The organism is Streptomyces sp. SS7, from assembly GCF_037993025.1.
In the GTDB taxonomy this organism is placed as follows: Bacteria; Actinomycetota; Actinomycetes; order Streptomycetales; family Streptomycetaceae; genus Streptomyces.
In genome coordinates this window covers 482,445-505,517 of record NZ_CP141223.1, presented here as the reverse complement: position 1 = coordinate 505,517, position 23,073 = coordinate 482,445, and the positions used below count along the sequence as shown (strand labels likewise).

Here is a 23,073-nt window from a genome sequence, read left to right as displayed (position 1 = left end):
GGGCCCCCTGCGTGCGCAGGGGGCCCATGACTTTAGTGGTGCTAGCGGCGGTGCGTGCCGATCGTCACGGAGCCGGGCTTCACCCCCGCCCCCGTGTCGACGACCACCTTGCCGTCGGACTTCTTCCAGATCCTGATCGCGAAGGTGTCGGGGTTGTCGGTGGCCGTGACCCGGAAGCCGTAGCCCTTCTTGCCGGCCAGGGTGCCGGAGCCCTCGACGACGGCCTTGGAGCCGCTGACGACCAGCCAGTCCAGGCCGGTGGAGCGGAACTTCGCCCGGGCCGGGGCCGAGACGTAGGTGACCTGGCCGAGCGGGGTGGTGGCCTGCGGGAGGTAGCGGGCGGCGACGGTGAAGAAGCTCCGGGTGCCGACGGCGCCCGCGCCCACCACCGGACCGGCCGAGCGGTCGTACACGACGATCTCGGGGAGCGTACGGGCGGCCGACGCGCCGTCGTCGTCGGTGACCGTGACCACCGGCCGGCGGATGCCCGCCGAGGCGTAGGTGTGCTCCGCGAGGCAGCCGGACGAGACGACCTTGCCCGCGGCCGGCCTGGTGCCGTCCTTCCAGTCGACCGTGCAGGTGTGGGTGTCGGCGGTGCCCGCGTCGGTGAAGGAGACCGCGACGCTCGTCCGGCGGCCGACCGGGGCCGGGGCTCTCGGACCGGTGGCGGAGGTGAGGACCGGAGCCGCGTTCCCGACCGTCACCACGGCCGTGTCGGTGCTGCGCCCACTGGTCAGGGTGAGGGTGAAGGTGCCGTTGTCGATGCAGGTGAGCGTGGTCCGGGCCGCGCCCGGGTCGGCGATCGTGCAGGGCGCGCCCTGGGCGAGGGTCCACTTCGGGGTGCCCGCGCCGGAGTGCGTGCCGTTCAGGGCGATCGCCGAGCCCTCCGTGCCGGTGGCGTCGGGACCGGCGTGCACGACGGCGACCGGGTCGATGCTCGTGAGCGTGGGCACGACCTTCTCGATCAGACCGTCCGCGTCGAACTCCATCCTGTCGATGGTGGTCTCACGGTGGGTGCCGTCACCGCCGGGGATCGCGAAGCGGTGGTAGGCGATGTACCAGTCGTCCGTGCCCGGGACCTGGACGACCGAGTGGTGGCCGGTGCCCAGGATGCCCTGCGTGGCGTCCTTCTCCAGGATCACGCCCCGCTTGGTCCAGGGGCCGGTGGGGGAGGGGCCGGTGGCGTAGGCGACGCGGTAGTTCTCGTCGCGGGTGTCGTTCTCCGACCACATGAAGTAGTAGGTGCCCTTGCGCTTCACCACGAACGAGCCCTCGTTGTAGCCGCTCGGGGTGATGTCCTTGATCTGCGCGGTGTCGATCGAGGTCATGTCGGCGTTCAGCGGCGACACGTAGGCGTGGCCGTTGCCCCAGTAGAGGTACGACGTGCCGTCGTCGTCCGTGAAGACGGCCGGGTCGATCATCTGGCCGCTCAGCTGGCCCGCCTTGAGCAGCGGTGCGCCGAGCGCGTCCTTGAAGGGACCGGTGGGCGAGTCGGAGACGGCCACGCCGATGTTCGCGTCGGCGCAGAAGTAGAAGTAGTACTTCCCGTCCTTCTCGGCGATCGTCGGCGCCCAGGCCCTGCTGTCCGCCCAGCTCACGTCCGGGCCCAGGTCGAGGATGACGCCGTGGTCCGTCCAGTGCACCAGGTCGGTCGAGGAGTACGCCTTGAACTGCGTACCGCTCCAGCCGTCGAAGCCGTCGGTCGTCGGGTACAGGTAGAAGGTGTCGCCGAAGCGGACGATGTTCGGGTCGGCGTTGAGCCCCGGCAGCACCGGGCTCTTCATCTCGACCGCCGAGACCGTCCAGGTGCGCTTCTTGCCGTCGGAGCCCGTGACCTCGTACGTCACCGGCTTGGTGAAGTCCTGCACACTGCCCGAGGCGGGGCTGACGGCCGCGCCGTGGGCGAGGGTGAACTCCGGTGCCAGTGCGGTGAGGTCGGTGCCCTCCTTGACGGGCAGGGTGATGCGGCTCTTGCCGTTGTCGATCAGGGCGTCGACCTTGAGCGCCGGGTGGGTGGCGCGCGCGATGCCCGTGGTGTTGCCGCTGAGCTCCATCACCTCGGCCGCCGACAGCGCGCGGTCGTAGATGCGGAAGTCGTCGACCTCACCGCCGAAGTACGGGTCGGCCGCGTACAGGGAGCGTCCGATGTAGCCGCTGTAGTCCTTGTCGGCGTCGTACAGCTCGGAGGGCTTGACGGTGACGCCGGTCGCCCGGGCCGCCTCGATGCCGTCCACGTAGAGGACCATCGTGCCGGTCGAGCCGTCCAGGGTGACGGTCACGTGCCGCCACTCGCCGGGGGTGAGCTGCGAGCCCGCCGTCAGCTTGGACTCCGCCGACCAACTCGCCTTGGTGATGGCCGAGTACAGCTTCGAGGAGCCGTTGGAGGGGCTCGCGAAGAGGTACTTGTTGCTGTCCGGACCGAGCCCGAACAGCCACTGCCAGTTGCTGCCGCCCTTCCACTTCGCGTACGTCGAGACGGTCACGCTGCTCGCGTTCTTCAGCACACCGGCGGGGATCTTCACATACGGCGAGTCGCTCGCGCCGGACATGCTGAACGAGCCGCCGCTCACGCCGGTGCCGAAGGCGGGCGTACGGACGTAGGTGCCGTGGTAGCCGTGGCCGCTGGAGTCGACGGCGATGTTGCCGGACGTCTCGTCGAAGCCGTAGTGCAGCAGCAGGTCGGCGGGCACGTCGGCGCCGGCCGCGGAGACCGTCACCTTCGCCTGCACGGGGATCGCGGCGCCGTCGGGCAGGCTGCCCGTCACCGTGAACTCACCGGGCTGCGCGTAGGCCGACTCCGGGACGTCGTCCCAGTGCACGGCCACCGGCCGCTCGACCCCGTCGGAGTAGGTGGCGATCACCGTCGCGGGGAGCACCGGTGCCTCGCCGGTGCGCGTCCTGACGGTGACGTCCTCGACGCCGGTGACGAGCTGGTCCGGCTGGTAGGCGGTGAGCAGCCGGTCGTACTCGGCCTGGGTGACCGGCAGGACCGTGCCGTGGCGGGGTCGCGAGGGCAGGTCGTAGTCGGCGACCGGCGTCCACTTGCCGGAGGCGAGGTCCGTGGTCTCGAAGGGGATGTAGCCGCGCCCGCCGAACTCGTCCAGGAAGGCGTACCACTTGTTCTCGGTGTTCGACTTGAACACCAGCGGGCCCTCGGCCGCGTTCATCGCGCCCTTGCCGATGCCCTCGGCGACCGCGTCCCAGGACAGGTTCAGCAGCGAGTCGCTCTTCTCCTCGAAGATGAACTTGCTGTTGGGTGTGGAGGAGGTGTTGTTGCGCTCGTCCTTCGACAGCCGGTAGTAGGTGCCGTCGTGCTGGATGACCGTGGAGTCGATGACGGAGTAGCCGCGGTCGATCCAGACCTTGGGCTGGCTGAAGGTGTAGAAGTCACGGGTGGTGGCGTACATCATCCGGTTGTAGGTGTCGCCGGAGTGCGCCTCGTTGTCGTACAGCTTCGACGCCCAGAAGACGACGTACTCACCGAGGGTGCTGTCGTAGTACGCCTCGGGCGCCCAGGTGTTGCCCGCGCTGTCGGGGGAGATCTTCACCAGGCGCTGGTTCGTCCAGTGCACGAGGTCGGTGGACTCCCAGACCATGATGGACTTGCTGCCGGTGCGCTGGGCGGCGTCCCAGTCGCCGTTGCCGTAGATCCTGAGGTCGGTGGCGATCTGGTAGAACTTGTCGCCCTCGGGGGAGCGGATGATGAACGGGTCGCGCAGGCCCTGCTCGCCGAGCGTCGAGGTCAGCACCGGCTCGCCGTCGTTCAGCTCACGCCAGTGCAGCGGGTCGTCGCCCTTGCTGAGCGCGGCGTAGAGCTGCTCGCCGTTCGCCGTGCCCTCGCCTGTGAAGTAGCTGAACATGTAGCCCTTGAGGGCTTCCTTCGCGGGGAGTTCGGGGACCTTCGCGGTGAACACCCGGGTCGCCTTCGCGTCGCCCTTGGTGACCGTCGCGGTGAGCTCGACCGCGGTGGCGCCCGCGCCGTGCGCGGGGCGGTGGACCACACCGGCGGCCGAGACGACGTCCGGGTCGGCGGAGGACCAGGAGACGTCCGTGCCGTAGGTGCCGGAGGCCGGCAGGGTGAGGTTGCCGCGTACGTCGTCGAGGTTGTGGACGGTCAGCGCCTCGGCGGCCCGGTCGGCCGCGGTCTGGTCGTCGAATGCCGAGAGGACGGTGATGTCGAACGTCCTTGTCGCGGTGACCGTGCCCTTCTTCAGGGTCGCGGTGAGGGTGGCGTGCCCGTCGGGCCGGCCCGCGGCGGGACGGGTCACCTTGCCGGCGTCCGTCACCACGTCCGCGTTGTCGCTGGCCCAGGTGATGGTGGAGCCCCCGGCGGTACCGGTCTTCGGCAGTGTCAGGTCGGCGGTGATCGCGCTGGTGTCGCCCAGGTCGAGGGCGGCCTTGTCGTCCTCGACGCCCTGGGTGGCGAGGGGAAGCGCGAGCTGCTCGACCTCGGACGCGGCCAGGGCGCGGTCGTAGACCCGGAAGTCGCGCATGCTGCCCTTGAACAGCCTGTCGCCCGAGTAGACCGACTTGCCCACGTAGTTGGCGGTGGTCGTGCCGGCGCCGATCGCGCCCGGGGTGATGGTCACCGAGGTGTTGCGGGCGATCTCGACGCCGTCCTCGTACAGGACCGCGGTGGTGCCCGTCTGGGTGTAGGTGACGTTCTTCCACACCGAGCGGGTGAGATTGCGGGAGTCGGAGGGCTTGGTGTTCTGTTCCGTCGACCAGTTTCCGGTGGCGATCGAGGTGCGCAGGGAGTTGCCGGTGGCGAAGAGGTAGCCGTTGCCGTTGCCGCCGCTGGAGTTGCCGAATCCGTAGAGGAAGTACGGCGTGGCCTGGGTGGCGTCGAGCTTCACGTCGAAGGCGACGCTGATCGACGTCATCCCCTTCATCACGTCGTTGGGCACCTTGACGTAGGTGTCCGAGCCGTTGAAGCCGAGCCCCTGGCCGGACCAGTCGGCGGTGCCGTTGAGGGTGCCGTCCCGACCGTGGCCGGAGGCGTCGGGCACGGTCGTGCCGGAGGCTCCGTCGAGCTTGTACCAGAGGGCGAGGCCGTCGGTGAGGTCGCCCGCGGCCCGGGCCGGTGCGGCCGCCGCGGTGAGGCTCATGAGCAGCGAAACGGCGGTCACGGCGGCCAGTTGGCCCGCCCCGCGTCTCGCACGGAAGCGGAAGCGTTTTCTCTGCGTCATAGGAGACCGCCGTTTCAGCCGTGTGACGTGATGTTGCGAGAGTGTCAAACGGTGTACATGGCCGCGTCAAGACTTCTCGAACAATGTCCGACAGGTCGAACGAAAACGTCATGGTTCTCAAGCCCCGCTGCTCAGTGCCGTGTTGACGACTCCGGCCATCCGGTGAGCGCCCGCCCCCGCCTCGCCGACCGCGAGCGGCGGATCGAGGTCCCCGACCGCGAGCCCGGGACGCGCCGGGTCCGGCGGCGGCAGCCGCCGTGACCTGATTCGCCTTGCGGAACACGTCTCATCGGGCGAGACATGCCGGTGAGTGGCCCGGCTCACATGGTCAAAGAAGTGACTCACCGCCACCATGGGTCCCGTCACCGTCAGGCTGAAGGGGTCCAGGATGTTCCGCAAGGTGCTGGTCGCCAACCGTGGTGAGATCGCGATCCGTGCGTTCCGCGCCGGCTATGAGCTGGGCGCGCGCACGGTCGCCGTCTTCCCGCACGAGGACCGCAACTCACTGCACCGGCTGAAGGCCGACGAAGCCTACGAGATCGGCGAACCCGGGCATCCGGTGCGCGCCTACCTCTCCGTGGAGGAGATCGTCGCCGCCGCCCGCCGGGCGGGAGCCGACGCCGTCTACCCGGGTTACGGCTTCCTCTCCGAGAACCCCGAGCTCGCGCGCGCGTGCGAGGAGGCCGGCATCACGTTCGTCGGCCCCGACGCGCGCACCCTCGAACTGACCGGCAACAAGGCGAGCGCGGTCGCGGCGGCCCGGGAGGCGGGCGTCCCCGTCCTCGGCTCCTCCACCCCCTCCAACGACGTCGACGAACTCGTCCGCGCCGCCGAGGAGATCGGCTTCCCCGTCTTCGTGAAGGCCGTCGCCGGCGGCGGCGGCCGCGGCATGCGCCGGGTCGAGGACCCGGCCGTGCTGCGCGAGTCCATCGAGGCCGCCTCCCGCGAGGCCGCCTCCGCCTTCGGCGACCCGACCGTCTTCCTGGAGAAGGCCGTCGTCGACCCCCGCCACATCGAGGTGCAGATCCTCGCCGACGGCGAGGGCAACGTCATGCACCTCTTCGAACGCGACTGCTCCGTCCAGCGCCGCCACCAGAAGGTCATCGAGCTGGCCCCCGCGCCCAACCTGGACCCGGAGCTGCGCGAGCGGATCTGCGCCGACGCCGTCCGCTTCGCCCGCCGGATCGGCTACCGCAATGCGGGCACCGTCGAGTTCCTCCTCGACCGCGACGGCAACCACGTCTTCATCGAGATGAACCCCCGCATCCAGGTCGAGCACACGGTCACCGAGGAGGTCACCGACGTCGACCTCGTCCAGGCCCAGCTGCGGATCGCCTCCGGCGAGACCCTCGCCGACCTCGGCCTCTCCCAGGAGACGGTCACCCTGCGCGGCGCGGCCCTGCAGTGCCGCATCACCACCGAGGACCCCGCCAACGGCTTCCGCCCCGACACCGGCCGCATCAGCGCCTACCGCTCCCCGGGCGGCTCCGGCATCCGCCTCGACGGCGGAACCACCCACGCCGGTACGGAGATCAGCGCGCACTTCGACTCCATGCTGGTCAAGCTCACCTGCCGGGGCCGGGACCTGGAGGCCGCCATCCGGCGCGCCCGGCGTGCCGTCGCCGAGTTCCGCATCCGCGGCGTGGCCACCAACATCCCCTTCCTCCAGGCCGTCCTGGACGACACCGACTTCCAGGCCGGGCGGGTCACCACCTCGTTCATCGAGCAGCGCCCGCACCTGCTGACCGCCCGCTCCTCCGCCGACCGCGGCACCAAGCTGCTCACCTACCTCGCCGACGTCACCGTCAACAAGCCGCACGGCGAGCGCCCCGAGCTGATCGAGCCCACCACCAAGCTGCCACCGCTGCCCGCCGGTGAGCCGCCGGCCGGTTCCCGGCAGCGGCTGGTCCACCTCGGCCCCGAGGGCTTCGCCCGCTGGCTGCGCGAGTCCCCGACCATCGGCGTCACCGACACCACCTTCCGCGACGCCCACCAGTCCCTGCTGGCCACCCGGGTGCGCACCAAGGACCTCCTCGCCTCCGCCCCGCTGGTCGCCCGCACCCTGCCGGACCTGCTCTCCCTGGAGTGCTGGGGCGGCGCCACCTACGACGTCGCCCTGCGCTTCCTCGCCGAGGACCCCTGGGAGCGGCTGGCCGCCCTGCGCGAGGCCGTCCCCAACATCTGCCTCCAGATGCTGCTGCGCGGCCGCAACACCGTCGGCTACACGCCCTACCCGACCGAGGTGACCGACGCCTTCGTGCAGGAGGCCGCCGCCACCGGCATCGACATCTTCCGCATCTTCGACGCCCTCAACGACGTCGGCCAGATGCGCCCCGCCATCGACGCCGTACGCGAGACGGGCACCGCGGTCGCCGAGGTCGCCCTCTGCTACACCTCCGACCTGTCCGACCCGAACGAGCGCCTCTACACCCTCGACTACTACCTGCGGCTCGCCGAGCAGATCGTCGAGGCCGGCGCCCACGTCCTGGCCGTCAAGGACATGGCGGGCCTGCTGCGCGCCCCCGCCGCCACCACGCTGGTCTCCGCCCTGCGCCGCGAGTTCAACCTGCCGGTCCACCTGCACACCCACGACACCGCCGGCGGCCAGCTCGCCACCTACCTCGCCGCCATCCAGGCCGGCGCGGACGCGGTGGACGGCGCGGTGGCCTCCATGGCCGGCACGACCTCCCAGCCCTCGCTGTCGGCGCTCGTCGCCGCCACCGACCACTCCGAGCGCCCCACCGGCCTCGACCTCCAGGCCGTCGGCGACCTCGAGCCGTACTGGGAGAGCGTCCGCCGTGTCTACGCCCCCTTCGAGGCGGGCCTCGCGTCCCCGACCGGGCGCGTCTACCACCACGAGATCCCCGGCGGCCAGCTGTCCAACCTGCGCACCCAGGCCGTCGCGCTCGGCCTCGGCGACCGCTTCGAGGACATCGAGGCGATGTACGCCGCCGCCGACCGCATCCTCGGCCACCTGGTCAAGGTCACCCCCTCCTCCAAGGTGGTCGGCGACCTCGCCCTGCACCTGGTCGGCGCCGGCGTCTCCCCGCAGGACTTCGAGGCGGCCCCCAACCGCTACGACATCCCCGACTCCGTCATCGGCTTCCTGCGCGGCGAGCTGGGCACCCCGCCCGGCGGCTGGCCCGAGCCCTTCCGCAGCAAGGCCCTGGAGGGCCGCGCCGACGCCAAGCCGGTCAACGACCTCACCGCCGAGGACCGCGACGGCCTGGAGAAGTCCCGCCGCGCCACCCTCAACCGGCTGCTGTTCCCCGCCCCCACCCGCGAGTTCGAGGCGCACCGGCAGGCGTTCGGCGACACCAGCGTCCTGGACAGCAAGGACTTCTTCTACGGGCTGCGGCCGGGCAAGGAGTACTCCGTCGACCTGGAGCCCGGCGTGCGGCTGCTGATCGAGCTGCAGGCGGTCGGCGAGGCCGACGAGCGCGGCATGCGCACGGTGATGTCCAGCCTCAACGGCCAGCTGCGCCCGATCCAGGTCCGTGACCGGGCGGCGGCCTCCGACATCCCGGTGACCGAGAAGGCCGACCGCGCCAACACCGGCCATGTCGCCGCCCCGTTCGCGGGCGTGGTGACCCTCGCCGTCGCCGAGGGCGACGAGGTCACGGCCGGTGCCACGGTCGCCACCATCGAGGCGATGAAGATGGAGGCGACCATCACCGCGCCCCGGGGCGGCCGGGTCGCCCGGCTCGCCATCAACCGGATCCAGCAGGTGGAGGGCGGTGACCTGCTGGTCGTGGTGGACTGACCGGCCGGCCGCCGGCGGGGTCACTCACCGGCGGCCACGTACCGCCCCTCGTACTCGTCCAGCTCCGGCCTGCCGGACAGGTCGATCCGCACCCCGTACGGCTCCAGCGCCTGCCGCACCCGCTCCGCCATCGGGTCCGACAGATAGTGGTGGTGCAGGTCCAGTTCCGCCAGATGCGTCAGGGGCTGACCGGCCAGCAGCGCCTCGGCCCCGGCATCCGTGAGGATGCCGCGGCCCAGGTGCAGGGCGGTCAGCCGGGCCACCACCGGGGCCGAGGCGACGGCGGCCGCCACCTCGTCCTGGATGTCGGCGTTCTGCAGGCCCAGCCGGCGCAGCGCGGGCAGTCCGGAGCCGTCCAGGACCGGCGCCAGGTCCCCGACGGTCGCCGTGCGGCCGTACGACTCGTCGCCCAGCCAGATGTCCAGGTGCTCCAGCGCGGGCAGCTCCGAGGCGGCGAGCCCGTGCAGCACCTGCGCGGGCAGCCCGCCGTTCTCGAACCGCAGGACGCGCAGCCCGTCATGGCTGATCGGCGCGAACTCCAGCCCCGAACCCCCGCCGAAGCCGTCGGTCGAACCGCGCACCGCCAGCTCCCGCAGCCGGGGATAGGCCTGAAGCACGGGGCTGACGTCACCCTGGACGATCCAGGACAGCTCCGCCTCCTCGAACGTGAGATCGGCGAGATAGAGGGCCTGAAGGCCGGTCAGCCGGTCGGCGGCCCGGGCGAGCAGCTCCGCCGTCTCCCCGGGGGAGCAGCCGTCCATGTCACCGCCGTAGGCGCCCCCGCCGAGGACCAGTGCGCGCACCCCGGCCGGATCCACGGTGTCCAGGAAGCGCCGCCAGTGCTCGTCGAAGTCCTCCTCGTCGGTCCGCAGACCGCTCACCAGCTTCCAGGCGACCGTCCCCGCCTCCGGCAACGGCCGTGCCGCGGCGCCGGGCTGCGGGAAGACGTGCACGGGCAGGCCGTGCAGACCTGGGACGTGGTCGAGGGGCACGGCGGGATCCTTCCGAGCGCGGACGGCGGCCGGCACCCGAGGGCCCGGCCTGTGGCGGCCCTTTCTACCAAGGCCCCGCACGGCACGGCGCCGACCGGTTCTGCCCCCGTGGGCAGCGGTTGTGCCCTCGCGTCCGCTGACACCGGCCCGGCGGCGGGCTACCGTCCGCCCGTGAACACCTGCACACTCCCCGCGGAGCCCTCCGCGTGAGCGAAGAGCACGCCGTCGACACCCCCGTACGGGACACCGGGCCCGAAGCGCCGACGCCGCGCACGCCGCCCCCCTCGCCCCGCCGGCGCGGCCCCGGCCCCGTCGTCTTCCTTGTCCTTCCCGGACTGCTCACCCTCTCCGCCGTCGCCGGAGTCCTGGCCCTGACCGGCGGACTCCCCGACGACTGGTCCCCGGGCGGCGGTGCCCGGCAGGACCCGGTGGCCGGGGTCAACGACACCTACGGGCCCTGGCTGCGCAAGGCCGCCGGCGCCTGCACCGTCGTCACACCGTCCGTCCTCGCCGCCCAGATCGACCAGCTCACCGGCTGGGACAACGCCACCGCCGGTGCCTCCGGCGGGCAGGGCATCGCTGCCTTCACGGACGCCCAGTGGCGCACCTTCGGCAAGGACGACGACGGCAACGGCACGTCCTCGCCCGGCGATCCGGCCGACGCGATCATGGCGCTGGGCCGCCAGGACTGCTCCCTCGCCCGAAAGGTCACCGACCTGAGAACCGACGGGACCGTCAACGGTGACCTGGTCGACCTCACCCTCGCCGCCTACGCCGTCGGCACGGACGCCGTGGAGAAGGCGGGACGCGTGCCCGCCGACGCGACGACCTACCTGACCGAGGTCAGGGCCCTGTTCGCGAAGTACGCCGAGTTCGACCGGGAGGACCCGAGCGGCGGCGGCGCGGCGGGCGCCCGGGCCGGCGCCCTCCTCGCCCCGCCCGTCACCACCCTCACCATCACCTCGCCCTACGGCTCCCGCACGCACCCCCTCACCGGCGTCACCAAACTCCACACCGGCGTGGACTACGGCGCACCGCAGGGCGCCCAGGTCTCCGCCGCCCGCGCGGGCACGGTCGTCTTCGCGGCCATGACCAAGGCCTACGGCAACCGGGTCGTCGTCGACCACGGCACCATCGACGGCAAGCGGCTGCAGACGACGTACAGCCATCTCTCCCGGATCGACGTCACCGCGGGCCGGGCCGTGCAGACCGGCACCCCGGTCGGCCGGGTCGGCTCCACCGGCCTGTCGACCGGGCCGCATCTGCACTTCGAGGTGATCTACGACGGCTACTACACCGATCCTCAGCCCTGGCTCTCCGCCGCCGGCTGACCCGCGACGACGGGGGCGGTTCCGCGGACGCCCGTCGGGGCGCTCGGACGTCGGACGTCAGCGCAGGACGGCCTCCCAGGTGTCCACCGCGTAGTGCACGCCCATCCCGTGGCGGGCGTACAGCCGCGGGGCGCCCGTGGCGTTGGAGGTGTCCACGCCGAGCCCCACGGTGTCCCGGCCCCGGGCGGCGAAGGCCGCGAAGGCGTGCCGCAGCAGCAGCCCGGCCAGCCCGCGCCCCCGGGCCTCGCGCAGCACCCCGAGGCTGCGGATCCAGCCCATCGCCTCACGGTCGTCGCGGGCCAGCAGGAACCCGGCGTCCCCGAGATCGTCCGTGCCGGCGATCCACACCAGCGACCAGTCGAGCCCCGCGGCGTCCACGTCGTGCAGCCACTGCTCGTAGCCGCGCGGCTGGAAGTCGAAGTGCTCGGCGAACGCGGCCTGGTACAGCTCGTGCACCCGCCGGCGGTTTGCCTCGGTGGCGCACGGGCGCAGCCGCACCCCGGTGGGCAGCACCGGCGCCCGGTCCTCCGCCGCGTCCAGCGCCCGGCGCAGTACGTGATAGCGCCGTACGACGGACCAGCCGCGTTCGGTCAGCAGCGAGGTGTCCAGCGTGGGCGCGGTGTTGAGGTGCAGGTGCACCACGGCGCGCCCGGCGCCGTTCTCCCGGGCCCGCTCCAGCGCCCGTGCCTCCATCGCCTCCAGGACGAGCCGCCCGGCGTCCTGGCGGTCGGGCAGGACGTAGTGGTCGACGTCGACGCGCTCGCCCCCCGACTCGTCCCACAACAGCCCGTACGCCACCAGCCGGTCGCCCGCGAAGGCGAGCCAGGAGTCGCGCTCCAGATCGGTCTCCGGGTGCTTCAGATCGGCCTCGACGGTGTGCAGGTCCGTCTCGGGCCGACCGATCTCGATCAGGTCGACGGCGTTGAGCAGCTCGGTCACGGCGGGCGCGTCGGCGAGGGCGGCGGGGCGCAGGACGTAGGACATGGGCCAAGGGTCGGCAGCGGCGGCACCGGCCGCAACGCATTTTGTCCTGGCACCGAGTGCCGCGATGAGCCCTGTATGCGCCCCCGTGTGCCTGGGCAGAATCCGTTCTGCCATTGATCACACGGGGGAGTGACACGTGTCTCCCCACGAACTACCCGGGAAGGCAGGTCGGTTGTCGTGCAGTTGCGTCTTCCCGCCTCCATATCCGACGCTCAGCGCTGTCTGGCCGAGGGGGCGGTACCGATCGGCGGGGCCACACTGGTGTGGGCCGCCTGGCAACGGGACGGCTTCCCGGAACAGGCGGTGTCGCTGCGCCATGTGCCCGAGGCGAACGTCGTCGGCGCCGAGGAAATCGGCGGGGCCGTGCTGCTGCACCGCGTCGACACCACCGTGCCCGAGGTGCTGCACCGGGCGGCCTGCGGCATCGGCACCGGCGCGGTGCGCCGGACCGCCACCGTCGGCGGCAACATCGTCGGCAGCACCCTGCGCTGTCTGCTCCCCGCGGCCCTGGTCCTGGACGCCCGTGCGACGGTCCTGGGACCCGACGGCGTGTACGACACCGACCTCACCGAGCTGGTGGCCAAGCGTCCGCTGCTGCTGAGCCTGCGCTGGCGCACCCCCCTGGTCAGCGGCTACCGCAAGGTGGAGGGCGACGCGGGCGGTCCGCCCCCGCTCGTCGTGGCCGCCGCGGTGCACACGGACGCCGACGGCGACGCCGAGGCGCCGGGGCTGCTGCGGGTGGCCGTACGGGACGGCTACGAGGTGCTCAGCGAGAGCACCCCCTTCGACCCGGACGCCGACCAGGTGCTGCACGCCCTGGAACGCACCGACCTCGCCGCCCTGCCCGCCCCGGCCCGGGCCCATCTGCGCGAGCAGGTCACGGACGTGCTGGCCCGCACGGGCGCCTGAGGCCTCCTCACGTCTCCAGCAGCGGCCGGTACACGTCCTCCGCCAGTCCGAACGTCCAGGCGACCCCCTCCCGCGCCGTCCGCGTCGACGGCGGCACCCGCAGCCAGTACGTGCGCCGGGTGCCGTCCGGCTCCGGCGTGGAGTTGACGACCTCCACCATCACCACGGGCTCGTCGTCCGCGAGGTCGATCCGCCACAGGATGCCCGTCCCGTCCCGGTGGACGGGGCGGGCACCGGAGTCCGCCAGGTACCGGTCGTAGCCGTAGTACTCCAGCATCACACGGCGCAGTTCGGCGTTCTCCTCGGCGCGGATCCGGTCCGGGGTGAGCGACCGCAGCTCCGCCAGGAACGCGGCCGGCACCGGCATGCCCCGCCAGGCGTACAGAGCGAACCCGTCGGGGTAGGCGAGCGCCGGGCCGTCGCCGTGGTCGAGGCGGCCCGCCTCGTCGCGGTGCAGGGCCACCGGCCGCTCCGACACCACCGCCACCCGCGCGAACGGCCACCACCAGCCCGCGTTGCGGGACACCGTGGCCAGTCCGTCGAGCGGACCGCCGTCGGTGGCGAACGCGGCGAGCCACGGCGCGTCGTGCTGCCCCAGCACCGCGTCCAGCAGGATCAGCCGTATCCGCGCGGCCTCCTCGCCCGTCTCCCCGCCGGCCAGTTCCTCCAGGAGCCCCGTCCGGATCCGGTCCACCAGCGCCTGGGTGGAGTCCCACAGCCGGCCACCGGTGGCCGCCCAGTGGGCCGGCCAGCCCGCCGTGCCCAACTCCGCGTGCAGCAGCTGCCGCTCCTGCGCCCAGGGGGCGCTGCGCACGGTCTCGCGCACGCTCGGACCCGTGTCCGTCATCGCCCGGATCAGTGCCACCGCCGCGCGCGGCGAACCCGCCCACACCACCCGCTCCGGCTCGGCCAGCCCGGCCTGCCGGTAGGCCCGGCGCACCCCGGCCTCGGCCGCCGCCCGGTCGGCGGGACCGGTCGCCGTGGCGCACGCCCGCCACGCGGCGAGCCCCTGGTCCGAGGCCACCGCCCCCACCTGCGCACCCGTCGTCGTCATCGGTCCTTCCCCCACTCCCTGTTCCACCTGCTCCACCTGCTTCACCTGTGCAGCCCTGTCCGAGCCGTTCGGCCCTGCTCGACGCGGGCCGTGCCCGGCCCGGCTCAGTCCGCGACGATCCGCACCGACCCCGGCACGTACTCCCGCTGCCGGATCACCCGGTACCAGCCCCTGGGCAGCGGGATCACCGCGTGCTCCTCGTGCACCACCCGGCCGCCCTGCGGCAGATGCAGCAGCAGCGGCCCGAACGGCCCCGGCTCGCGCACCAGATCACCCGGCCCCACCACCGCGTGGGCGTGCCCGGTGACCTCGCCCAGCGCCAGCACCAGCCGCCCCCGCCCGTCCCGCGCCTCCCGCGGTGCCAGGGCGACGTGCGGCGGCACCGCCTCCGTGTCCACGGGCACGATCAGCACGTCTCCCTGCCGGTACATGGCTCTCCCCTCACCGCCGGGTGCACCGCGCACCGGCCTCATGACCACGACCGTACGGACCACCACTGACAACGCCCCGGACCCGCCCGGCGACCCCGCCCCGAACCCCGCCCCCGCCGCGGGACGTTGTCAGTGCCTGTTGGTACAACTGCGGGCATCAGGGATCGCCCACCTTTTCCGCACGGGAGCAGCCGTATGTCCTACGCCACCCATCTCGTCTCGCTGTACGGGCTGCCCGCCTACTCCTTCCCGGGCCCCGAGGCCCGCACCGACGACCTGCCGGACGCCGAGGGCGTCGCCTGGCGGATCACCTCTGACGTCTACGACTCCGACGAGCCGTGGACGGACGCCTTCGCCCGCTTCTGTGCCGCCGTCGACACCACGCGCGTACGGGCCCTGATCGTCGGCCCCTGGCAGGAGGCGTACGACACCGAGCCCACCGCCGTCATCGACGCCCTGGTCGGCGCCCGGGACCGCTTCCCCGCGCTGCGCGCCCTGTTCGTGGGGGACATGGAGTCCGAGGAGTGCGAGATCTCCTGGATCAACCAGACCGACGTCACCCCGCTGCTCACGGCCTACCCCGCGCTGGAGGAGCTGGGGGTGCGCGGCGGCTCCGGGCTGGAGTTCCCCGCGGTGAGCCACGGCGCGCTGCGCCGGCTCGTCATCGAGGCGGGCGGCCTGGGCGCCGAGGTGGTGCGCGGGGTCGGCGCCAGCGACCTGCCCGCCCTGGAGCACCTCGACCTGTGGCTCGGCACGCCGGACTACGGCGGCGACAGCGAGGTCGCCGACCTGGAGCCCCTCCTGTCCGGCACGCGGCTGCCGCACCTGCGTCACCTGGCCCTGCGCAACAGCGAGATGCAGGACGCCGTCGCCGCGGCCGTCGCCTCCGCGCCGGTCGTCGCCCGCCTCGAGGTGCTGGACCTCTCCATGGGCATCCTGACCGACGAGGGCGCCGCCGCGCTGCTCGGCGGGCAGGCGCTCACCCACCTCAAGAAGCTCGACCTGCACCACCACTACCTCACCGAGCCGCTCCAGGACCGCCTGCGCCAGACCCTGGCGGGCGTCGAACTGGACCTCGACCGCGGCGACGCGGACGAGGACACCGAGGACGACGGCACGGTCTGGCGCTACGTCGCCGTGGGCGAGTGAGCACCCCCGAGTGAGCACATCCGCCCCGCCCGCACCGCGCTTCGCGGTCGTCGGCAACCCCGAGAACCGCCGCGTCGCGCTCTTCGGCGACGCGGTCCTCGCGGCCGGTCTGCCCGCCCCGCGGATCGTCCCCTGGACGGACGTCCTGCGCGACGGCGGAGCCGACTTCACCGCCGACGAGACCGTCCGCGTCGACTCTCCCGGCGAGAACACCGAGGTCGACCGCATCCTGCGGGGCGCCGGGGACCCCACCCGGGTCGAGGGCTCGGCCCGCTGGTACGCCCGGTTCACCGCCGCGGTGCGCGGGCTGCGCGGTGGTCGCCGCCTCGACGACCCGGACGACCTCGCCGTCCTGTTCGACAAACGCCGCTGTCACGCCGTCCTCGACGCCGCCGGGGTCCCCGTACCCGCCTCGCCGACCTCCGGCCCGGGTGCCGCCGAGGTGCACGGCTGGGACGACGTACGGGCGCTGATGGACGCGCACCGGATGCACCGGCTGTTCGTGAAACCCGCGCACGGATCGTCCGCGTCGGGCGTCCTCGCCGTGGAGGCGGGCGGTGGCGGCCGGATCAGGGCCACCACCTCCGTGGAGGTGGCCCCGGACGGCAGCCTGCACAACTCCCTCAAGGTGCGCCGCTACGAGAGCGAGCGGGACATCGCGGCCGTCGTCGACGCCCTCGCCCCGGACGGCCTGCACCTCGAACGCTGGCTGCCGAAGGCCTCCCAGGAGGGCCGCGCCGCCGATCTGCGGGTCGTCGTCGTGGCCGGCCGGGCCACCCACGCGGTGGTCCGCACCAGCCGTTCCCCCCTGACCAACCTCCATCTCGGCGGCAGCCGCGGCGACCTCGAGGCCGTCCGGCGGTCCTTCGAGGCGGCCGGCACCCGCTGGGCCGATGTCCTCGGGGTGTGCGAGCGGGCCGCGGCCTGCTTCCCGCGCACCCTCTGCGTCGGCGTCGACCTGCTCCCGGCCGTCGGCTGGCGCAGGGCCGCCGTCGGCGAGGTCAACGCCTTCGGCGACCTGCTGCCCGGGCTGACCGGCCTGCCCGGCAGCGGCGCCGAGGGACTGGACACCTACGGCGCCCAGGTGGCCGCCGTGCTGCACGACCGGCACGACCGGCACGACCGGCACGACAGAGGAACACGCCATGCCTGAACCCGACCTGCCCGACCTGCCCGACCTCCCCGGTGTGCCCGGTCACCCCGACATGAAGGACGTCGTCGGCAGCCACGACATCCTCCTGGTCACCCTCGACACCCTGCGCCACGACGTGGCCGTGGAACTGGCGGCAGCCGGGCGCATCCCGCACCTCGCCCGTCACCTCCCCGGCGGACGCTGGGAGGAGCGCCACGCCCCGGGCAGCTTCACCTACGCCTCCCACCAGGCGATCTTCGCGGGTTTCCTGCCCACCCCGGCGGCCCCCGGCCCGCACCCGCGGCTGTTCGCGGCGAGCTTCGCGGGCAGCGAGACCACCGCCGACGGCACCTTCGTATACGACACCCCGGACCTGGTCTCCGGCCTGGCGCAGGCCGGCTACCACACCGTGTGCGTCGGAGGCGTGGGCTTCTTCAACAAGCAGGGCCCCCTCGGCTCGGTACTGCCCGGACTCTTCCACGAGTCGCACTGGGCACCGGAGTTCGGGGTCACCTCACCGCAGTCCTTCGAGAACCAGGTCGCCTGCGCCGAACGCGTCGTCGCCCGACTCCCGCCCGAACAGAGGCTGTTCCTCTTCGTCAACGTCTCCGCACTGCACCAGCCGAACTGGTTCCACCTCCCCGGTGCCACCCGCGAGGCCGGCGACACCCGCGAGACGCACGCCGCCGCCCTGGAGTACGTCGACCGGCACATCGGCCGGCTCCTCACCGCCGCGAGCAGCCGGCGGCCCTGCTTCGCGATCGTCTGCTCCGACCACGGCACCGCCTACGGCGACGACGGCTACACCGGCCACCGCCTCGGCCACCCGTCGGTGTGGACCGTGCCGTACGCCCACTTCTTCCTGCACCCGGCGGAGGCCGCCCGATGACCACCGCGACCGCGGAGACCCCCTACCAGCACTACGTCTACGCCTACCCCCACAAGACGGCCTACCGCACGCTCACGGACCGGCCCGCGCTGCGGAGCCTGTGGGCGGCGGAGCCCAAGGACGCCCTCTCGCTGTACCTGCACATACCGTTCTGCGAGGTCCGCTGCGGCTTCTGCAACCTCTTCACCCGCATCGGCGCCCCCGACGTCCTCACCGGCGCCTACCTCGACGCCCTGGACCGCCAGGCCACCGCCGTCCGCGAGGCCCTCGGCGACACGGACGGCGTCCGCTTCGCCACGGCAGCGTTCGGCGGCGGCACCCCCACCTTCCTCACGGCTGCCGAACTGGAGCGGCTCTGCGACATCGCCGAGCACCGGATGGGCGCCGACCTGCGCGCGGTCCCGCTGTCCGTCGAGGCCTCGCCCGCGACCGCCACCGCCGACCGGCTCGCCGTCCTCGCCGAGCGCGGCGCCACCCGGCTCAGCCTGGGCGTCCAGAGCTTCGTCGAAACCGAGGCCCGGGCCGCCGTGCGCCCGCAGCGCCGCGCCGACGTCGAGAGCGCCCTCGCCCGTATCCGCGACGCACGCATCCCGGTCCTCAACATCGACCTCATCTACGGCATCGACGGCCAGACCGAGCGGAGCTGGCTGCACTCCCTGGACGCCGCCCTCGCCTGGCGCCCCGAGGAGCTGTACCTCTACCCGCTCTACGTCCGCCCCCTCACCGGCCTCGACCGGCGCGCCGCGACCGGCCACGACCCGGCCTGGGACGAGCAGCGGCTGGCCCTGTACCGGACCGGCCGGGACCACCTCCTCGCGCACGGCTACACCCAGCAGTCCATGCGGATGTTCCGCCGCGCCGACGCCCCGCCCCAGGGCGCCGACGACTACGCCTGCCAGACCGACGGCATGATCGGCCTGGGCTGCGGAGCCCGCTCCTACACCGCCGCACTGCACTACTCCTTCGACTACGCGGTCGGTATGCACGAGATCCGCGGCATCATCGACGACTACGTCACCACCGCCGACTTCACACACGCCGAGGTCGGCCACCCGATGACCCCCGACGAGTCCCGCCGCCGACACCTGCTGCAGTCCCTCCTCCAGGCCGAGGGACTCGACGTCGCCGACTACCGTGCCCGCTTCGGCGGCCCCCCCACCGAGGACTTCGGCCCGGAACTCGCCGGGTTCGCCGACCGGGGCTGGCTGACGGAGGACTCCCGGCGCGTCCGGCTCACCGCGGAGGGCCTCGCCCACTCCGACGCCGTCGGTCCCGCGCTGTTCTCCCCGGCCGTGCGCGCCGCCATGGCCGCCTACGAGAGGAAGTGACCGGCCGCCGTGGACCTGACCCTCCTCTACCGGGGCCCGCTCGCCTCCTGCGACTACGACTGCCCCTACTGCCCGTTCGCCAAGCGCCGTGACTCCACCGCCCAACTGCGCGCCGACCGCGCCGCGCTGGAGCGGTTCGCGGACTGGGCCGCGGACCGGACGGACGACCGGCTCTCCCTCCTCTTCACTCCCTGGGGCGAGGGCCTGGTCCGCTCCTGGTACCGGCGCACCCTGACGGAGCTCTCCCACCTCCCGCACATCCGCCGAGTCGCCATCCAGACCAACCTGAGCTGCCGCACCGACTGGCTCGCCGACGCCGACCCCGGGACGCTGGCCCTGTGGTGCACGTACCACCCGGGCCAGACCCCCTACGACCGTTTCCTCGCCAAGTGCCGCGACCTAGCCGACCGGGGCATCCGCTTCAGCGTCGGAGTCGTCGGCCTGCCCGCGCACCTCGCCGCGGCCCGTCGGCTGCGCGCCGACCTGCCCGCGCACGTCTACCTCTGGATCAACGCCGCCGAGGGCCAGACCTACACCGACCCCGAGGCCGAGGAGTGGACCGCCCTCGACCCGCTCTTCCCGTACAGCCGCCACCCGCACACCAGCGCCGGACTGCCCTGCCGCACCGGCGAGTCGGTGATCTCGGTCGACGGCGAGGGCACGGTCCGCCGCTGTCACTTCGTCCCCGCCGAACTCGGCAACCTCTACGACGGCACCTACCGCGCCGCCCTGCGCCCGCGCGCCTGCCCGCTCGCCGTCTGCGACTGCCACATCGGCTACGTGCACCTGGAGACCCTGCCGCTGTACGACGTGTTCGCCGGCGGTGTCCTGGAACGTATTCCGGCGACCGAGCGGCGCGGCGCGCTCATACTTCCGTCATGACGACCCCTCGGCACCCCGGTCTGCCGCCCGCCCGGCCCCTTCGGGTGCACACCCGGTGGTCGCGCCTGGAGTTCGACGGGCACACCGTCTCCCTGACACGGCGCACCTGGCCCCTCCCCTGGGGCCGCACCTCGCGGATACCGCTGGAGCAGGTGCTGATCCTCGACATCCCGCGCAGGCGCCGGAACCGGGACAACGCGCCGCGCGAACTCTTCACCCTCGTCCTCCACCTGGACGAGGGCGGCCGATCGCGCACCATACCCCTCACCGTGGGGAAGACCATGCGTGCCTTGAGCCGCAGCACTTGGTTCTCGGGGTGCGTGAACGAGGCGCTCACCGAACAGGCGCGGCTCCTCCTGGCCACGCGCGACCCCTTTGCGCCGGAGTTTCCCACCACCGGGGACGACTGGTACGCCGTACGGCTCCGGCGGGCGCTGGAGGACTCACCGACCGTTGCGCACAGCGACTGGGCGGCGACGAGCTTTCCCCGCCCGGGGGACGTGCTGCTCCGGGACCTGCTCGAGGACGGCCTGCTGGCCGAGTGGTGGCGGTGCGTGCGCACGCCGCCCCTGCCGCTCGACTGGGCGCCGCGCGCCGACGTCCTGCTGCGCTGGAGCCGCACGGCGTACTACGACCACTTCCGGCCGAGCGCCCGGTGGGACCGGCACTTCGACCGGGCGGACTGGGGCCCGGTGCTGGGCGGAGCGCGGCACCGGCTGCTCAAGGCCGCGGTCCGGCACGCCTACGACCACCCCGACCGGGAGCTCGAGGACCGGCCCTGGGTGCTGCGCCGGCTGTGGAGGTGGGCGGGCTTCGACGAGTACCTCGTCGCACGGCACGCCCAGCGTCGGCTGGCGTTGATCGAGTTCGGCGGCGGACGCCCGTGAGTGTGCCGCCGCGGACCGCCCGCCGACGCGCGGGGGCGCGTGGGCGGGCGGCTTCCGGGTGGGGTGGTCCGGAGTGAGGTGTCGCGGAGTGCGGTGTTACGGAGTCACGTCCGTGACCCTCCAGCGCTGGTTGGAGCCGGAGTTGGGCTGCCAGGTGGTCACGGCGGCCCCCTCGTTGGTGGCCTGACCGCCGACCTCGAGGACACGGGAGGTGGCCACGTTGATCAGCGTCCACGTCCCGTCACCGGTGGTCGACATGATCCACTCGGTCGCCGGATCGCGCTCACCGGTGTCCGGCTCGACGACCGGCACGTTGTTGCGCACGGCGAGCCGCTTGCCCTCGGCCGGGTTGGCGAAGACGTACCGCTGGCGGTTGCCGGTCTTGCCGTGGCGCGCGTCGAGCTGCCACTCCTGCGCGACCGTGCCGTTGGCCGCACCGATGACCAGGTTGGTGCCGTTGGCGCCGACGGTGACCGCCTTGCCGCTCTGCACACCGGTCAGCGTGTAGGAGTGGCCCTTGGTGAAGAGCCCCGCGTTCTTCGCGACACCCGAGACGCCCTTGATGGAGAAGGAGGTCACGGACTGGGCGGGCACGGTGTAGGTGGCGCGGCCGTCGACGACCTTCACCGGGGCCTGCCGCACGAGCTTGCCGTCGGCGCTGGTCACCGTCGGGGTGACGGTCGCGTTGCTCTTGACCGTGCGGAACTTCGACAGGTCGATGGTGACCGTGCGGGCCGCGGTGGTGCTGTTGACGTGGACCAGCGAGGCGCCCTTGCCGTCCTTCGTCACCGCCGCGGCGCTGGAGGTGTCGTCCACCTTGATCAGCCTGTCGCCGGGCTTGATGAAGTGCGTGAAGTTACGGGCCGTGTCGAACTTGGTGTTCGTGTAGATCGGGCACGACTGGAGCGTGTCCTTCGCGGTGCAGCTGAACGGGAGCTGGATGGAGCCCCAGTTGCCGCCCTTGGCGGACTCGCCGCCCGGCTTCATGTTGTCGTAGTCCTCGACCGGCTGCCAGAACACCCAGGCCTTGGGCTCCAGTTCGCGCAGGTCGTTGACGATCTGCTGGGCGAGGCCGAGGCCCGGCCGCATGTCCGTGAAGCTCTGCCCGTCGCCCCAGTCGCCCTCGACCTCGCTCATCCACAGCGGCTTGTCGGCGGCCTTGGCCAGATCGCGCACGGTGGTGCGCTGCCCGGTGCCGTAGGTGTGGACGTTCATCTGCCCGACGGCGTCCTTGGACGCCTGCGAGTAGGAGTTCCAGTTCGTCGCGAAGATACTCGGGTTGGTCTCGTCCATCGCCGAGATGTCGGCCTTGACCTTGGCCTTCTTCAGCGCGGCCGGGAGCGCGGCGAGCACCTTCTGCTGGAGCTCGGGCCCGATGTGGGCGCCCTCCTGCCGGCCGCCGACGGGCTGGCCGTCCGCCCCCAGACGGGTGCTCCAGTAGCCGGTGTTGGGCTCGTTGAACGGGTCGATCGTGTCGACCTTGATGCCCTCGGACTTCTCCAGCAGCCTGGTCGCCCCCGCGAGGTACGCGGCGAAGTCGTCGACCGAGTCGGCCTTGAGCTGGTCCGCGTTGGCGTTGAACCCGCCGGAGACATAGCCGCTGACGGTCATGAACCACGGCGGGGAGTTGCTGAACGTCTCCCAGTGGTCGATGTCGTTCTTGATGCGGTCCACCCACCAGCGCTGGGTGGCGTCGGCGTCCTTGTTCCAGTCCGCCTTGTCGTCCGCGCTCCACCAGTCGGTGTCCGTCCGGGTGGTGCCCGCGGGCGCCTTCCACCAGCCCTCGACCGCGCCACCCGCGCGCAGGTAGTCCGTGACGTCCGGCGCGTTGCCGCCGCCGATGTTGTAGCGGGCGATGTTCAGCGCCAGCCCGTCGTCACCGAAGAGCAGCTTCGCGAGCTTCTCGCGGATCGCGGGCGGGTAGTCGCCGGTCGCGTTGGCGAACCAGACCAGGCTGGTGCCCCAGCCCTCGAACTTGTCGTGCTTGTACGACGGATCCGGCGTCACGGTGACGGCGGCGTCGGCCCGCGCCTGAGCGGGGACGCTCAGCAGGGCGGCCCCGGTGGCCAGGGCGGTCAGCGCTGCGGCCCCGAGGGACCGTCTGGTACGGCGTGCCATCAATGCTCCCAACTGCGGTGCGGTCGCTGTGGTGG

The 23,073-nt window shown here is 72.6% G+C and carries 15 protein-coding genes; 9 read left to right on the top strand and 6 right to left on the bottom strand.

The window, feature by feature from the left end:
- Window positions 1–41: 41 nt before the first annotated feature.
- Window positions 42–5,189, bottom strand: coding sequence for a family 43 glycosylhydrolase (locus tag U5640_RS02345; RefSeq protein ID WP_340374126.1), 5,148 nt, complete (start codon window positions 5,187–5,189; stop codon window positions 42–44).
- 388 nt (window positions 5,190–5,577) lie between these two features.
- On the opposite strand from U5640_RS02345, the gene U5640_RS02340 reads away from it, so the two are divergent.
- Entirely contained in the window at window positions 5,578–8,952 is a 3,375-nt protein-coding gene (locus U5640_RS02340; protein ID WP_340374125.1) for a pyruvate carboxylase, read from the top strand.
- 20 nt (window positions 8,953–8,972) lie between these two features.
- Here the strand turns inward: U5640_RS02340 and U5640_RS02335 are convergent, their stop codons facing one another.
- Window positions 8,973–9,944 carry an STM4015 family protein gene (locus tag U5640_RS02335; protein WP_340374124.1) on the bottom strand — a complete coding sequence of 324 codons (972 nt, stop codon included), beginning with the start codon at window positions 9,942–9,944 and terminating at the stop codon, window positions 8,973–8,975.
- Between the two features lie 206 nt (window positions 9,945–10,150).
- On the opposite strand from U5640_RS02335, the gene U5640_RS02330 reads away from it, so the two are divergent.
- Complete coding sequence (locus tag U5640_RS02330) at window positions 10,151–11,275, top strand: peptidoglycan DD-metalloendopeptidase family protein (RefSeq protein WP_340374123.1); 1,125 nt, start codon at window positions 10,151–10,153, stop codon at window positions 11,273–11,275.
- 57 nt (window positions 11,276–11,332) lie between these two features.
- On the opposite strand, the gene U5640_RS02325 is transcribed toward U5640_RS02330, so the two are convergent.
- Window positions 11,333–12,259: a GNAT family N-acetyltransferase gene (locus U5640_RS02325; protein ID WP_340374122.1), complete on the bottom strand. Its 927-nt coding sequence runs from the start codon at window positions 12,257–12,259 to the stop codon at window positions 11,333–11,335.
- A gap of 177 nt (window positions 12,260–12,436) precedes the next feature.
- Here U5640_RS02325 and U5640_RS02320 point away from each other — a divergent pair, with 177 nt between their 5' ends.
- On the top strand, window positions 12,437–13,168 hold the full coding sequence (locus U5640_RS02320) for an FAD binding domain-containing protein (RefSeq protein WP_340374121.1): 732 nt from the start codon (window positions 12,437–12,439) through the stop codon (window positions 13,166–13,168).
- 7 nt (window positions 13,169–13,175) lie between these two features.
- On the opposite strand, the gene U5640_RS02315 is transcribed toward U5640_RS02320, so the two are convergent.
- Together U5640_RS02315 and U5640_RS02310 are read right to left on the bottom strand one after the other, a co-directional pair.
- Entirely contained in the window at window positions 13,176–14,222 is a 1,047-nt protein-coding gene (locus tag U5640_RS02315) for a DUF6745 domain-containing protein (protein ID WP_340374120.1), read from the bottom strand.
- A gap of 104 nt (window positions 14,223–14,326) precedes the next feature.
- Entirely contained in the window at window positions 14,327–14,653 is a 327-nt protein-coding gene (locus tag U5640_RS02310) for a hypothetical protein (RefSeq protein WP_340374119.1), read from the bottom strand.
- 195 nt (window positions 14,654–14,848) lie between these two features.
- Here U5640_RS02310 and U5640_RS02305 point away from each other — a divergent pair, with 195 nt between their 5' ends.
- Genes U5640_RS02305 through U5640_RS02280 form a run of 6 tightly spaced genes read left to right on the top strand, consistent with a single transcriptional unit; the run spans window position 14,849 to window position 20,920 of the window.
- Window positions 14,849–15,802 (top strand): STM4015 family protein, encoded by a 954-nt coding sequence (locus U5640_RS02305; protein ID WP_340374118.1) that lies wholly within the window; start codon window positions 14,849–14,851, stop codon window positions 15,800–15,802.
- 10 nt (window positions 15,803–15,812) lie between these two features.
- Entirely contained in the window at window positions 15,813–16,955 is a 1,143-nt protein-coding gene (locus U5640_RS02300; protein ID WP_340374117.1) for an STM4014 family protein, read from the top strand.
- Window positions 16,956–17,007: 52 nt separating this feature from the next.
- Window positions 17,008–17,823, top strand: a complete 816-nt coding sequence (locus U5640_RS02295; protein ID WP_340384884.1) for an STM4013/SEN3800 family hydrolase — start codon at window positions 17,008–17,010, stop codon at window positions 17,821–17,823.
- Window positions 17,820–19,151: an STM4012 family radical SAM protein gene (locus tag U5640_RS02290; protein ID WP_340374116.1), complete on the top strand. Its 1,332-nt coding sequence runs from the start codon at window positions 17,820–17,822 to the stop codon at window positions 19,149–19,151. Before U5640_RS02295 ends, U5640_RS02290 begins: the two co-directional genes overlap by 4 nt.
- Before the next feature lie 9 nt (window positions 19,152–19,160).
- Entirely contained in the window at window positions 19,161–20,033 is an 873-nt protein-coding gene (locus U5640_RS02285) for an STM4011 family radical SAM protein (protein WP_340374115.1), read from the top strand.
- The gene (locus U5640_RS02280; protein ID WP_340374114.1) at window positions 20,030–20,920 is read left to right on the top strand and encodes a hypothetical protein; all 891 of its coding nucleotides are present in this window, start codon (window positions 20,030–20,032) and stop codon (window positions 20,918–20,920) included. The genes U5640_RS02285 and U5640_RS02280 overlap by 4 nt, the downstream gene beginning before the upstream one ends.
- A 96-nt stretch (window positions 20,921–21,016) precedes the next feature.
- Here the strand turns inward: U5640_RS02280 and U5640_RS02275 are convergent, their stop codons facing one another.
- Window positions 21,017–23,038 (bottom strand): glycoside hydrolase, encoded by a 2,022-nt coding sequence (locus U5640_RS02275; protein WP_340374113.1) that lies wholly within the window; start codon window positions 23,036–23,038, stop codon window positions 21,017–21,019.
- Window positions 23,039–23,073: the final 35 nt, after the last annotated feature.